This window comes from Streptomyces sp. NPDC012935, from assembly GCF_042900345.1.
In the GTDB taxonomy this organism is placed as follows: domain Bacteria; phylum Actinomycetota; class Actinomycetes; order Streptomycetales; family Streptomycetaceae; genus Streptomyces.
In genome coordinates, this window is sequence record NZ_JBIBBC010000003.1 from 78,919 (window position 1) to 91,822 (window position 12,904).

General features: G+C 71.9%; 11 protein-coding genes. 6 read left to right on the top strand and 5 right to left on the bottom strand.

What is annotated here, in order from left to right:
* Positions 1–766 precede the first annotated feature (766 nt).
* Positions 767–1,744 (top strand): fibronectin type III domain-containing protein, encoded by a 978-nt coding sequence (locus ACFY5C_RS09250; RefSeq protein WP_389442389.1) that lies wholly within the window; start codon positions 767–769, stop codon positions 1,742–1,744.
* A 167-nt stretch (positions 1,745–1,911) separates the two neighbouring features.
* Positions 1,912–2,445, top strand: a complete 534-nt coding sequence (locus ACFY5C_RS09255) for a hypothetical protein (protein ID WP_389442391.1) — start codon at positions 1,912–1,914, stop codon at positions 2,443–2,445.
* Positions 2,446–2,481: 36 nt separating this feature from the next.
* Here ACFY5C_RS09255 and ACFY5C_RS09260 read toward each other — a convergent pair whose 3' ends face one another.
* Positions 2,482–3,042: a PadR family transcriptional regulator gene (locus ACFY5C_RS09260; RefSeq protein WP_389442393.1), complete on the bottom strand. Its 561-nt coding sequence runs from the start codon at positions 3,040–3,042 to the stop codon at positions 2,482–2,484.
* 54 nt (positions 3,043–3,096) lie between these two features.
* On the bottom strand, positions 3,097–5,112 hold the full coding sequence (locus tag ACFY5C_RS09265) for an FAD-dependent oxidoreductase (protein WP_389442395.1): 2,016 nt from the start codon (positions 5,110–5,112) through the stop codon (positions 3,097–3,099).
* A gap of 145 nt (positions 5,113–5,257) precedes the next feature.
* Here ACFY5C_RS09265 and ACFY5C_RS09270 point away from each other — a divergent pair, with 145 nt between their 5' ends.
* The gene (locus tag ACFY5C_RS09270) at positions 5,258–6,442 is read left to right on the top strand and encodes a M20 family metallopeptidase (protein WP_389442398.1); all 1,185 of its coding nucleotides are present in this window, start codon (positions 5,258–5,260) and stop codon (positions 6,440–6,442) included.
* Positions 6,443–6,459: 17 nt separating this feature from the next.
* Here ACFY5C_RS09270 and ACFY5C_RS09275 read toward each other — a convergent pair whose 3' ends face one another.
* Together ACFY5C_RS09275 and ACFY5C_RS09280 are read right to left on the bottom strand one after the other, a co-directional pair.
* The gene (locus ACFY5C_RS09275; RefSeq protein WP_389442401.1) at positions 6,460–6,840 is read right to left on the bottom strand and encodes a hypothetical protein; all 381 of its coding nucleotides are present in this window, start codon (positions 6,838–6,840) and stop codon (positions 6,460–6,462) included.
* A gap of 156 nt (positions 6,841–6,996) precedes the next feature.
* Positions 6,997–7,866 (bottom strand): hypothetical protein, encoded by an 870-nt coding sequence (locus ACFY5C_RS09280; RefSeq protein WP_389442402.1) that lies wholly within the window; start codon positions 7,864–7,866, stop codon positions 6,997–6,999.
* 270 nt (positions 7,867–8,136) lie between these two features.
* Between ACFY5C_RS09280 and ACFY5C_RS09285 the strand changes: the two genes are divergently transcribed.
* Positions 8,137–10,218 carry a SpoIIE family protein phosphatase gene (locus ACFY5C_RS09285; RefSeq protein ID WP_389442404.1) on the top strand — a complete coding sequence of 694 codons (2,082 nt, stop codon included), beginning with the start codon at positions 8,137–8,139 and terminating at the stop codon, positions 10,216–10,218.
* 74 nt (positions 10,219–10,292) lie between these two features.
* On the opposite strand, the gene ACFY5C_RS09290 is transcribed toward ACFY5C_RS09285, so the two are convergent.
* On the bottom strand, positions 10,293–11,144 hold the full coding sequence (locus ACFY5C_RS09290; RefSeq protein WP_389442407.1) for a putative protein N(5)-glutamine methyltransferase: 852 nt from the start codon (positions 11,142–11,144) through the stop codon (positions 10,293–10,295).
* 302 nt (positions 11,145–11,446) lie between these two features.
* Between ACFY5C_RS09290 and ACFY5C_RS09295 the strand changes: the two genes are divergently transcribed.
* Both ACFY5C_RS09295 and ACFY5C_RS09300 read left to right on the top strand, forming a co-directional pair.
* A complete protein-coding gene (locus ACFY5C_RS09295; RefSeq protein ID WP_389442410.1) occupies positions 11,447–12,052 on the top strand; it encodes a sulfite oxidase-like oxidoreductase in 606 nt (201 codons plus the stop codon).
* Positions 12,053–12,056: 4 nt separating this feature from the next.
* Positions 12,057–12,839 carry a ferredoxin reductase gene (locus ACFY5C_RS09300; protein ID WP_389442413.1) on the top strand — a complete coding sequence of 261 codons (783 nt, stop codon included), beginning with the start codon at positions 12,057–12,059 and terminating at the stop codon, positions 12,837–12,839.
* Positions 12,840–12,904 lie beyond the last annotated feature (65 nt).

A 12,904-nucleotide genomic window follows, 5' to 3' on the forward strand; every position in this document is an offset into this window, starting at 1 on the left:
CCGGGATGCGCGCAGCGGGGCCCTGGCTGCCGCTGTGCCGGACGGCGGTCGACTCCTGCGGCCCGGGTCGACCGTTGCCTGGGCCGCCGAACTCCACGGGGCCCGATCACCGGCTCCGTGAACCAGTGACGGGCGCTCATGGCAGCCGCTGCACCGGCCCGATTGCCGCCGCGTGAACCGCTGACAAAGACTCCCGAGGGCTCTCGGCAACCACCGACGAGTCCGGCCTCCCCCTCGTGGCCCGCCGCCCCCGCGCGCCACGACCGCACCAGGCCGCCCCCGAGCCCCTCCGTCAAACGGGCTCGGCGCCCACACCCCGCGCACTCGCTGCCGTTCCCTGCGGGCGGCATCCCCGCACCACCGCGAGGGTGGTGGCCGCCGCTCCAGGGCCCCCGGCGAGTCGCGCCCGCCGCTGTGGCTGCCCGCCGAGGCGGCCGGCTTCATGCCGGCCGGCGGCCCCTCATCCGCCGAGGGCGACACGGCCACCGCCTGAACTGCCGCCAGGGGCCGGGGGCCTGAGTCCACGACAGGACCCGGCCGCCCGGCCGCCCGCGTCCGGCGCGGGGGCAGCGACGACAGCGGTCCCGCGCAGGCGACATGAACTCCCCAGCCCTCAGGGTGAGTTCAGCGGTGAGGAGCTTCAGCATACGTAACACCACGTACGGGCGACCAACGGCCATTGACGACCGCCCTCTTGATGTGATCGCGTCAGCCGCGTCATATTGGTCCGGACCATTGCCGCGAGGCCGCCCCGGGAGGCAGAGTCGTGCGACGCGTTCTGGCACTCGTTTCAGCCCTCGGGGTGGCGCTCGCGCTGCTGTCGTCCTGTGCATGGGGCGGCACGGACGGGGACGGTGCCCCGCCGCCCGGGGCGCCCACGGGTGTCACGGCCGCCGCGGGCAGCGCGACCAGCGTGCATGTCATGTGGACCGCGGTCTCCACGGAAGGCGGCGTCCGCGTCTACGAGGTGTTTCGGGGCTCCACGAAGGTGAAGGAAGTGCCGGGCTCCGCGCACATGGTGGATGTCACCATGCTCAAGCCCGCCACCACCTATGCGTTCACCGTCCGGGCCCGTGACACGGACGGGCGTATCGGGCCGCCGAGCAAGGAGGTACGGGCGACGACTCCCAGGGCCGTGGCCGCCGACCGTGCCGCCCCGACGCGGCCGGGGAAGATCACCGGCCGGGCGGTCGGCAGCCGAGCGGTTCAGCTGTCGTGGTCGGCGGCCACGGACGACCGGGACGTGGTGTCGTACGACATCCATCAGAGCGGCACAAAGATCCACAGTGTGGGCGGCAACCAGACGGCAACGGTGGTCACGGGGCTCAGGCCGGGCACCCGCTACTCCTTCACCCTCCGGGCCCGCGACGCGGCCGACAACCTGTCACCGGCCACGGCGCCCGTACGGATCACCACGCCCGGCACCGACGACGGTCGCGGCACCGCGCCGACCGCCTTCCGGGCGACGACGCATCGCGCGGACGGGGCGTACCACCTCGACCTGAGCTGGGTGCCGCCGCGCACGGACGGCGTCGTCGCGGAGTACCAGATCCAGGTCGACGGCAAGGCGGCCACCTCGTTGGTGTACGGCGGAAACCCGCCGCGCGACAAGGCCGCGTACAGCTTCTACCTGGGCCCCGACTCCGGGGTCAGCCACCGGGTGCGGATCCGCGGCAGGCTACCGGACGGCACCTGGGGTGGCTTCTCCGCGGAGCGGACGGTGACGACCGGCGCGCAGGGCTGACAGCCGGTCCTGCCTCCCCCGGATGCAGCAAGGAGTCACCTGACCGGGGGCGGCCCGCATGCGGGGCGGACCCGGGGCGCGTTGGCTGCCCCTGAGGCAGCACGGGCGTTCCCGACCCTCGGCGGCGCAAGGGATGTACCGCCAACCGTGCCGCCGGAGGGCATTCCATGCGCAATTCATCGCTCTTCCTCCGCTCGGGCCTGACCGTGGCAGCCGCCTCACTCCCCTTCGTCGTGGCCGCCGGTCCGGCCGCCGCGCAATCGGGGATCTCCGTGAGCACCACCGGGTCCACGGTCTCCGTCACGACCAGTGCGTGCACCAATGTCAACGGCAGCTGGGGCACCGCCTCGCTGCTCACCAGCAGCCAGGCGAACTTCGCGCAGGGGCGTCAGGTCTCCCTGTCCGGCACGGACCGGCTCCAGTCGGCGGCGTGGTCCAGCGTGAACCCCGGCACCTACACCGTCATCGTCGTGTGCTCCAACGGCTCGACGGCGGGCACCCAGTCGGTCATCGTCTCGACCAGCCCGACCCGCACACCCACCCCCAGGGCCTCGCCCTCGCGCGGCGTGATGGGCGGTGTGGGCGGTTCCTCGACGGACTTCGGCACCCTCACGCTGGTGGGCGGCGGCGTCCTGGTGGGCGCGGGTGGCCTGGCCGCGGCCTGGTATCTGCGCCGCAAGGCCAAGCCGTACCGGCTCTGAGGGCCGGGTCCCCGGCGCAACTGCAGGCCGGCCGGCTCACGCAGGCTCACGCCCCGGCAGCTCGGCGAACTCGTCCAGCGCGTGCGTGAGCCACTGCGTCCAGAAGGTCTCCAGATCGATGCCGGCGCGCAGCACCAGGTGCCGCAACCGGTCCTGGGAGCTGTCCTTGCCGGGCGGGAAGTCGCGCTGCTCGATCTGCTCGTACTCGGCCAACTGCCGCTGATGCAGATCGAGATGGCGGCGCAGATCGGCCTCGATGCCCTTGATGCCCTCGGTCCCCACCACCGCCGCGGCACGCATCCGCAGCAGCAGGGTGTCGCGGTGGGGCCTCGGGTCCTGGGACGCGGCCGTCCAGCGGGCCAGTTCGGCGCGGCCCGCGGGCAGGACCTCGTAGGACTTCTTCTGCCCCCGGGCCGGCTGCTCGCTCGCCAGGGCGCGGATGAACCCCTCGGCCTCCAGTTTTCCCAGCTCCCGATAGATCTGCTGATGCGTCGCCGACCAGAAGTACCCGATCGACTTGTCGAAGCGACGGGTCAGCTCCAGCCCCGAGGACGGCTTTTCGAGCAGGGCGGTGAGGATCGCGTGCGGGAGTGACATGGGGCTCATCCTAGGGACGCGAGAAGGTCGTCCTACGAGTGCGGCCACTCGCTCCTACAGGCTCGCCGCCAGCTCCGTCCCCTGCTTGATGGCACGCTTGGCGTCCAGCTCGGCGGCCACGTCGGCGCCGCCGATGAGGTGCGCGCTGCGGCCCGCGGCGACGAGCGCCTCGTACAGGTCGCGGCGCGGCTCCTGCCCGGTGCACAGCACGATCGTGTCGACCTCGAGGACCGTGCTCTCCTCGCCGACGGTGACATGCAGTCCGGCGTCGTCGATACGGTCGTAGCGCACGCCCGGGACCATGGTGACGCCCCGGTGCTTGAGCTCGGCCCGGTGGATCCAACCGGTGGTCTTGCCGAGGCCCGCGCCGACCTTGCTGGTCTTGCGCTGGAGCAGGTGGACGGTGCGCGGCGGGGCGGGCCGCTCGGGGGCGGCGAGGCCGCCGGGGCCCGTGTAGTCCATGTCGACGCCCCAGTGGCGGAAGTACGTCTCGGGGTCCTCGCTCGCCTTGTCGCCGCCGTCGGTGAGGAACTCGGCGACGTCGAAGCCGATGCCGCCCGCGCCGAGGACGGCGACGCGGTCACCGACGGGGGCGCCGTCGCGCAGCACGTCGAGGTAGCCGACGACGCTCGGGTGGTCGACGCCGGGGATGTCCGGGGTGCGCGGGGTGACGCCGGTGGCGACGACGACCTCGTCGTAGCCGGCGAGGTCGTCGGCCGACACCCAGGTGTTCAGCCGTACGTCCACGCCCTGCCAGTCGAGCTGGTGGCGGAAGTAGCGCAGGGTTTCGTCGAACTCCTGCTTGCCGGGGACCTTGCGGGCGACGTTCAGCTGGCCGCCGATCTCGCTCGCGGCGTCGAACAGCGTGACCTCGTGGCCGCGTTCCGCCGCGCTCACGGCGCAGGCGAGACCGGCGGGTCCGGCGCCCACGACGGCGACCCGCAAGCGCCGCCGCGTCGGGGACAGCGTCAGCTCGGTCTCGTGGCAGGCGCGCGGGTTGACCAGGCAGGATGTGATCTTGCCGCTGAAGGTGTGGTCGAGGCAGGCCTGGTTGCAGCCGATGCAGGTGTTGATGGCCTCCGGTTTCCCGGCGGCGGCCTTGGCGACGAAGTCGGGGTCGGCAAGCATCGGGCGGGCCATCGACACCATGTCCGCGCAGCCGTCGGCCAGCAACTCCTCCGCCAGTTCGGGGGTGTTGATGCGGTTGGTGGTGACGAGCGGGACCGACACCTCGCCCATCAGCCGCTTGGTCACCCAGGTGTAGGCGCCGCGGGGCACGGACGTGGCGATGGTCGGGATGCGCGCCTCGTGCCAGCCGATGCCGGTGTTGATGATCGTCGCGCCGGCGGCCTCGACGGCCTTCGCGAGCTTGATCACCTCGTCGAGGGTCGAGCCGCCGGGCACGAGGTCCAGCATGGACAGCCGGTAGACGATGATGAAGTCCTCGCCGACGGCCTCGCGCACCCGCCGCACGATCTCGACCGGAAAGCGCATCCGGTTCTCGTACGCGCCGCCCCAGCGGTCGGTACGGCGGTTGGTCTGCCGGGCGATGAACTCGTTGATGAGGTAGCCCTCGGAGCCCATGATCTCCACGCCGTCGTACCCGGCGTGGCGGGCGAGGCGGGCTGCACGTGCGTAGTCGTCGATGGTCCGCTCGACCTCGGCGTCGACGAGCTCGCGAGGCTGGAAGGGGCTGATCGGCGCCTGGATCGGGCTCGGGGCGACGAGGTCCTGGTGGTAGGCGTACCGGCCGAAGTGCAGGATCTGCATCGCGATCCGGCCGCCCGCGCCGTGCACGGCGTCGGTGATGACGCGGTGCTGCTCGGCCTCCGCCTCGGTGGTGAGCTTGGCGCCGCCCTCGTAGGGCCGCCCCTCGTCGTTGGGCGCGATGCCACCGGTGACGATGAGCCCCACTCCCCCGCGCGCCCGCTCGGCGTAGAACGCAGCCATGCGCTCGAAGCCGCGCTCGGCCTCCTCCAGGCCCACATGCATGGAGCCCATGAGGACGCGGTTGGGCAGCGTGGTGAAGCCCAGGTCGAGCGGGCTCAGCAGGTGCGAGTAACGGCTCATGGGGACCCTCCGTGGGCGGTGTCGTGCCTGACGTAGTTGTAGAGGACCGCACCGGGTTTATGCAACTAGTTGCACAACCAGGAAGGGGTGACACCGACCACTACCGCCGCTCCCGGCACCGCCCGGGCTCGGGCACAGTGACGCCATGACCGCACACGGTGGCCCCATGACCGCACACGCCGACGTGATCGACCTCGCCCAGCGCCTGATCCGCTCCCCCAGCCGCGCCGGCATCGACGACTACGGGCCCGTCCTCGGCGTCCTGGAGGACTGGCTCGCCGGGCGGGAACTGCCGTATCGCCGCCTCTACGGCGAGACGGGCAGCGCCGTCGGCCTGCTGATCGAGGTCGCGGGTGACCGGCCGGGTCCCTGGTGGGCACTGGACGCCTGCGTCGACACCGCCCCTTACGGCGACGAGGCCGCCTGGTCGTTCGCGCCCGACTCCGGCGAGGTCGTCGACGGCTGGCTGCGCGGCAGGGGCGCCGCGGACTCCAAGCTCGCCGCGGCGATGTTCTGCGGCATCGCGGCCGAACTGCGCGGCCGGGCCGACGCCCTGCAGGGCGGGCTGGCGGTGCTCCTCGACGTCGACGAGCACACGGGCGGCTTCGGCGGCGCCCGTGCCTACCTCGCCGACCCCGCGGCGCCCCGACCGGCCGGGGTGATGATCGGCTACCCGGGGCTCGATGAAGTCGTGGTCGGCGGGCGGGGCCTGTGGCGGGCCACGATCGCGGTGCACGCGGCCTCGGGCCACTCGGGGTCACGCCGCTCGACCCCCGGCGCCGTCTCGCGCGCGGCGCATCTCGTACGGTTCCTGGAAGGAGCCGAACTCCCCGGCCCCAACGGCGAGTTCCCGCTGCCGCCGAAGCTGACCCTGACCTCCTGCCACGGCGGCCAGGGCTTCTCGGTGGTGCCCGACCGGTGCGAGCTGGGCGTCGACATCCGCACCACCCCGGCCTTCGACGCCCGCGCCGCCGAGCAGCTGGTCCGCGAGGCGGTGGCCGAGCTGGACGCGAAGGTGTCAGCACCGCGGCCGACCACCGTCACGCCGGTGGCGTCCTGGCCGCCGTATCGACTGGGCACGGACCGGCAGCCCGCCGCGGCGCTGCTGGATGCCGCCGCCGGGGAGGGCCTGGTCGTGCGGCCGAAGACCGCCGGCCCTTCGAACATCGGCAATCTGCTCGCGGGCGAGGGCATCCCGGCCACGGCCGGCTTCGGCGTCCGGTACGAGGGGCTGCACGGCGTGGACGAGCGGGCCTGCCTGGAGGACCTGCCCGCCGTCCACGCCGTCTACCGGCGTGCCGTGCTCAGCCTGCTGGGCCCGTCCTCATGAGGGGCCGGACAGGCGCGTCACGACACGCCGGTCCGGCTCTCCAGCACCACATGCAGCTCCCGCTCCTGGTCGCCCGAGGCCGAGGTCAGGTCGTGCACCGTGAACATGGAGTCCAGCGTCGTACGGAGCCGTTCGATGGCCCAGTAGCCGCCCTGTGCGTCGGCCTCGACGGACGCCGAGAGCCGGGCGGGCACCGGGCACTCCTGGGCGTCCGTCACCTCGAACGTGCCGAGCCACACCATGGGGCGCGTCTCATGAAGCTGCTGCGGCACGTCCTCGGGGGTCCGGTCGGACTCGAAGCACGCATTCAGCGCGTCGAACACGATCCGGGCGTCTTCCTTGCTGCATCCGCTGATCTCGACGGAGACGGGTTCCTCGTGCAGTCGTTCACGGACCATCGTGATCGCTCCTCTCGTGGCCGCACCGCGGTGCCACGGGTTGCCCGCGGAACCGGACCCCAATCCCAAGAAAAGCACCACGTTCGGCCCGGCACTACCGGCGGAACCACACCGTCCGCACACAGGGCCGGCCCTGGTCGCGCGTGAACCGGCAGCTCATCGCGTGAACCGGTACGTCTTGCTGTCCGTCAGCACGCAGAATCCCGGCGAGATGACGATCACGCGCAGGGTGCCGGTACGACGGTCGTAGTCGATGCCCTCCGTCTCGAACTCACCCGAGCAGGAGCTGCGCAGCGGGAGCTGGCGCAGGGCCGTGACGTGTCCGGTCACGTCGGAGGAGCCCGGCTCGGCGGAGAGGTCGATCTGGAGCAGCGGCTTGGTCATGCCGAAGAGGGTGCCCGCGGGGTCGTCGGAGGCGCACAGCAGCGTCGTGGCGCCGAGGAAGTCGCAGCCCTGGATGTCACGTACGGCGCGGTCCAGCCGGATGCTGGACGTCCAGGGGAGGTTCGCCGACGGCGACGTGCCGGGGTTGACGCCGGGGGTCGGGTGGACCAGCAGGCGGGTCATGGTGCCCCACTCGCCCGAGACCATCCACTGGCCGCCGGGCGTGATGGCGACGAAGGAGTTGTTCAGCGCCTCCCCGGAGCCCAGCGCGTGGACGTATTCGGACCAGGTCCCGCCAGGCGCCTGCACCCGGAACATCTTCGCGCTGCCGGAGTCCGCCTGGTACGGCTCGATGTAGTAGCCGTTGTAGGAGGCGTCGGGGTCGCCCACGTGGTTCCAGCCGCGGCTGCTGACGGAGACGGGGATGGTGCCGATGCCCGTGTAGCGGTTCGGGCTGTTCGCCGGGACCTCCACGGAGGTCAGCCCCTGGCTCTCGGTCAGCGGGTCGGCGCGGTCGGAGCCCACCTCCGTCCAGGTGTCGGCGGCCTGCGCGGGCGTCGCGGTGGACAGCACGGCGGCGGAGGCGAGGGCGACGAGGCAGGTCAGAGCGGTTTGACAACGTTGCCGGACACGCAGGGCCATGGGACCGACTCCTTGGGGGGTGGGTGCGGGTCGGCGGACAGTCTGGCGGGCTCGAATGGTCATGTACAGACCAAGCAAGAGAACATGCGCTGTCTGATCGGCCACAGTCACGTGCCCCGGTGATGACTTCGGCGGACGCCTGCCGCCGTGTTGAGGGATGGTGGAAGAGAACGACCAAGGGGGGCCCGGAGACGGTTGAACGCGGTAGAACAAGGGGAGTCGGCACGGGGGAATGGCGTGCCGCGCGGAGGATGGGCGAAGGCGGTGCGGATGTCAGCAGCCGAACGTCCCGTGGCCGGCGGCGACGAGCCGGTGCGCGGGCCGGTAGGGCCGAGCGGGTTGCTCGATGTGCTCGGCGTGGCCTCGGTCGTGCTGGACGTCGAGGGCCGCATCGTGCTGTGGAGCCCCCAGGCCGAGCAGTTGTTCGGCTATCCCGCGCAGGAGGCGCTGGGCGAGTACGCCGCCCGGATCATGGTCCACGAGCAGTACGTGGATCTGGTCGTCAAGTTGTTCGCCGACGTCATGGAGACCGGCGAGGGCTGGGCCGGGGCGTTCCCGATCCGGCGCAAGGACGGCAGCACGCGGCTGGTGGAGTTCCGCAACATGCGGCTGCTGGACGACCAGGGGGACGTCTACGCACTGGGGCTGTGCGCCGACCAGTCGACGGTCCGCCAGGTGGAGCGGGACGTCGCACTGTCGACCCGGACGATCGCCCAGGCTCCGATCGGGCTGGCCGTCATGGACACCGAGCTTCGCTACGTCACGGTCAACCCGGCACTGGCAGAGCTCAACGGCATCCCGGCCGACGAGCACCTCGGCCGCACGCCACGTGAGCTGCTGCCCGACCCCGACGCCGCCGAAGCCATCGAGGCGGCTCTGCGCGAGGTCTTGCGGACCGGCGACGCGCTCATCAACCAGCGCATCATGGGCCGGACCCTGGCCGACCCGGACGTGGAGCACTTCTGGTCCATCTCGCTGTACCGGCTGGAGGACTCCGCCGGGACGGTGCTCGGTGTGGCCGGCATGGCAATGGACATCACCGAGCAGCACCAGGCGGCCGTCGAGGCCGAGACGGCTCGGCGGCGTCTGGCCCTGATCGCCGACGCCACCGCGCGCATCGGCACCACGCTGGAGCTGGACCGCACGGCACACGAGCTGGCCGAGGTCGCCGTGCCGGAGCTCGCCGACGTGGCGGCCGTGGATCTGCTGGAAGCCGTGGTGGAGGGCAGACGCAGCAGCCTCGGGCCCGCGGAGTCGGCGGTGATCCGCGCCCTGGCCGTCAAGGCGGGGCACGACACGGTGGCCCTCGACGCCGCCGACCCGCCCGGCCAGGTCGCCCGCTACGGTCCCGACCGCCTGGTCACGGAGTGCGTGCGCACCGCCGGCCCGATCATGGTGGCGCACGTCGAGGAGAAGGACCTGCCGCGCATCGCCCGCTCCCCCGAGGCCGCCGTCCAGCTGAGCCGCGCGGGCGTGCACTCCTATCTGGCGGTGCCGCTGATCGCGCGCGGTGAGGTACTCGGCGCCCTGGATCTCAAACGCACCCGCAATCCGCTGCCGTTCAGCGAGGACGACCTGTTGCTCGCCCGTGAGTTGGCGTCCCGGGCGGCCGTGCAGATCGACAACGCCCGCTGGTACCAGAACGCCCGCGACACCGCCCTCACCCTGCAGCGCAGCCTGCTGCCCAGCCATCCTCCGGTGACCGGCGGCCTGGAGGTCGCCTCCCGCTACCAGCCCGCGGGCGCCAGCGCCGAGGTCGGCGGCGACTGGTTCGACGTGATCCCCCTGGAGGGCGGCAAGACCGCGCTCGTCGTCGGCGACGTGATGGGCAGCGGCATCGACGCCGCGACGACCATGGGCCGCCTTCGCACGGCGACGCACACGCTTGCCTCCCTCGACGTCGAACCGGCCCGGCTCCTGGAACACCTCGACAAGATCACCGAGGGCCTCGACCACTCCATCGCCACCTGCGTCTACGTCGTCCACGACCCGCAGCAGCGCCAGTGCCGGATCGCCAACGCCGGACACCTGCCGCCGGCCCGCCTCCGCCCCGGCCACAACCCGCAGTTCCTCGAACTGCCCACCGGGGTACCGCTGGGCGTGGGCGGAGTCCCGTTCTCCACGACAACCGTCGAGCTCGAACCGGGTGACCGCCTGGTCCTCTACACCGACGGCCTCGTCGAGACCCGTCAACACCCGCTCGACGAACGCCTGGCCGCTCTCCTCCAGCTCCTCGACGGCCCCGACGGTCCGCTGGAAGAAGTCTGCGACCTCCTGCTGCGCACCCTGCACCAGCCCGAGAACTCCGACGACGTGGCACTGCTCATCGCGCGTGTTCTGCCACCGGGTTGATCGACGGGCGCCGCCGAGGGGTGCGTGAGCAAGGACACCCGATCCTGGTCCGCGTGCCGCTTTCCCAACAGGCCCTAGTGGTCGGCCCCGTTGAGGCCGACCACGACATTCGCGTACAGCTCGTCCGAGACGATCAGACGCGCCGACAGCCCACTGCGGGTGAACGCCTCCAGGGCCGTCGACGCCTGGCGTTCGCTCGTCTCGATCAGCAGGCAGCCGCCGGGGGCCAGCCATCGGGGAGCCTCGGCGGCAACCCGGCGCAGGACGTCGAGCCCGTCCGGACCGCCGTCGAGGGCGACGTGCGGCTCGTGGTCGCGGGCCTCCGCAGGCAGGAGTGCGACTTCGTCGGTGGGTACGTACGGCACGTTCGCCGCGAGTATCCCGACCCGGCCGCGCAGGGTGCCGGGCAGCGCCTCGAACAGGTCCCCGGTGTGCACCTGACCGCCGAACGGGGCAACGTTGCAGCGGGCGCAGCACACCGCCGCCGGGTCGATGTCGGCGGCGTGCAGCTCGACCGGGCCGAGGGCCGCCGCCAGCGCCGCGCCGACCGCGCCCGAGCCGCAGCACAGGTCCACGACGACGGAGGCGTCCCGGGCGTGGGCGAGGGCCTGCTCGACCAGGAACTCGGTACGGCGACGGGGGACGAAGACGCCGGGTTCCACGGCGATGCGCAGGCCGCGGAACTCGGCCCAGCCCACGACGAGTTCGAGGGGCAGGCCGGTGACACGCCGGTCCACCATGGCGGCCAGCTCGTCCGGGGTGCCGGCGGCGGCCACGATCAGCCGGGCCTCGTCCTCGGCGAAGACACAGCCGGCTGCACGGAGTGCGGTCACGACGGCGTCGCGCGTGAGCGGCGCGGGAGCAGACGGCAAGGCAGCCGGGGGCAGCGGAGAAGACGAGGGTGACGGGGAGGAGAGAGAAGGCATGGAAGCCGAGAGCCTTTCGGAAGCCGAAGGATGCTCTCGCGGTCGCCTACCGGCGGTGATCCGCGCCGATTCGAGGGGAGAGCACCCGACCTGACACAGCGGTAATGGGTCTCACCTCCTGGACTCCGTGCGGCGGGGACTGTCCCGGCCGGAGAGAAACCCTACCCCAACGATCACTAGCGCTCCCGCGCCTCGGCGAAAGCGGGCCACCGGAACGCGTACGGTTGAATGAGCAAGAATGAGCAAGCACTGATCACGCTCGACCCGCGGGCCGCCGACGGCGGCCTGGAGGCACCACCCGTATGAACGTCACCCGAGGCTTCACCGGACGCCCACGCGTCCGCAACGCCGCACTGCCGCCCGGTCAGTACGACGCGGGCGACGACTGGCCCGTCCTGTCCGCCGAGGTCACGCCCGAGCTGACGCCCGCCGAGTGGAGTTTCCGCATCGACGGTCTGGTCGAGGAGCCACGCGGCTGGAGCTGGGAGCAGGCGCACGAGCTGCCGACGTCCGGGTACGAGGGCGACATCCACTGCGTGACGAGCTGGTCGAAGTTCGGTGTGCGGTTCGGGGGCGTCTCGATGGACGCCTTCCTTGCCGTGGTCCGGCCCCATGCGTCCGCCACACATGCCGTCGCCTATTCACACACCGGCTACTCCACGAACCTTCCGCTCGCCGACCTGACCGGCGGACGGGCCTGGATCGCCTGGGAGTACGACGGCGAGCCGCTGGCCCCGGAGCACGGTGGCCCGGCACGGCTGCTCGTGCCGCACCTGTACTTCTGGAAGAGCGCCAAGTGGATCGCGGGCCTGCGGATCCTCGACCACGACGAGCCCGGCTTCTGGGAGCAGAACGGCTACCACGCCCGGGGCAACCCGTGGGAAGAGCAGCGGTACTCCGGTGACTGAGGCGATGGACGACGTGACTGAAGCAACCCTGGCAACCGTGGCGTTCGCTCCCCCGACCCGTTTCGCGGTGCCCGGGCGGATCGCCGTCGGCGACCAGGCCGCGGCGACGTGGCAGACCGCCACGATCACCGAGGTCCGCCGCGAGACCCCGCATGCCGCTACGTTCCGTCTCGCGGTACCTGCCTGGGTCGGTCATCTGCCCGGCCAGCACCTGATGCTGCGCCTGACGGCACAGGACGGCTATACCGCCCAGCGCCACTACTCGATCGCGTCCGCACCGGACGATTCGGGCCACATCGAGCTCACCGTGGACCATGTCGAGGACGGTGAGGTCTCCAGCTGGTTCCACACGGTGGCCGAGCCCGGTGACACGGTCGAGGTGCGCGGCCCGGTCAGCGGCTTCTTCGCCTGGCCCGGCGACCGGCCCGCACTGCTGGTCGGCGCCGGCTCCGGCGTCGTACCGCTGATGTCGATGGTGCGGCACCACCGGGCGCGGGGCCTGGACGTGCCGCTGCGACTGCTGGTGTCGGCGCGCAGCCCCGAGGAGCTGATCTACGCGCGGGAGTACGGCGCGGAGACGACGCCTGTGTTCACGCGCAGTGCGCCGCAGGGTGTGCCCGTGGGACGTATGGCCGCCGCACATGTGGCGCCACTGCTGGCCGAGCAGCCACCCGGTGGGTGGGAGGCCTATGTGTGCGGCTCCAACGGATTCGCGGAGCACGCCTCGAGGCTGCTCGTGGCGGCAGGTCAGCCTGTGGACCGCATCCGGATCGAACGATTCGGCTGAACGGCCCCCCGCACAGCGACGCATTTCGTCCGGGATCGTCAGGAACCATGTCCGGCGTACGGGGT

What these genes read in the sequence shown, in the direction of transcription:
- ACFY5C_RS09255 (WP_389442391.1), top strand. Translation starts at nt 1,912, where the DNA reads ATGCGCAATTCATCGCTCTTCCTCCGCTCGGGCCTGACCGTGGCAGCC.
- ACFY5C_RS09285 (WP_389442404.1), top strand. Translation starts at nt 8,137, where the DNA reads ATGTCAGCAGCCGAACGTCCCGTGGCCGGCGGCGACGAGCCGGTGCGC.
- ACFY5C_RS09270 (WP_389442398.1), top strand. Translation starts at nt 5,258, where the DNA reads ATGACCGCACACGGTGGCCCCATGACCGCACACGCCGACGTGATCGAC.
- ACFY5C_RS09295 (WP_389442410.1), top strand. Translation starts at nt 11,447, where the DNA reads ATGAACGTCACCCGAGGCTTCACCGGACGCCCACGCGTCCGCAACGCC.
- ACFY5C_RS09260 (WP_389442393.1), bottom strand. Translation starts at nt 3,042, where the DNA reads ATGTCACTCCCGCACGCGATCCTCACCGCCCTGCTCGAAAAGCCGTCC.
- ACFY5C_RS09280 (WP_389442402.1), bottom strand. Translation starts at nt 7,866, where the DNA reads ATGGCCCTGCGTGTCCGGCAACGTTGTCAAACCGCTCTGACCTGCCTC.
- ACFY5C_RS09300 (WP_389442413.1), top strand. Translation starts at nt 12,057, where the DNA reads ATGGACGACGTGACTGAAGCAACCCTGGCAACCGTGGCGTTCGCTCCC.
- ACFY5C_RS09275 (WP_389442401.1), bottom strand. Translation starts at nt 6,840, where the DNA reads ATGGTCCGTGAACGACTGCACGAGGAACCCGTCTCCGTCGAGATCAGC.
- ACFY5C_RS09290 (WP_389442407.1), bottom strand. Translation starts at nt 11,144, where the DNA reads ATGCCTTCTCTCTCCTCCCCGTCACCCTCGTCTTCTCCGCTGCCCCCG.
- ACFY5C_RS09265 (WP_389442395.1), bottom strand. Translation starts at nt 5,112, where the DNA reads ATGAGCCGTTACTCGCACCTGCTGAGCCCGCTCGACCTGGGCTTCACC.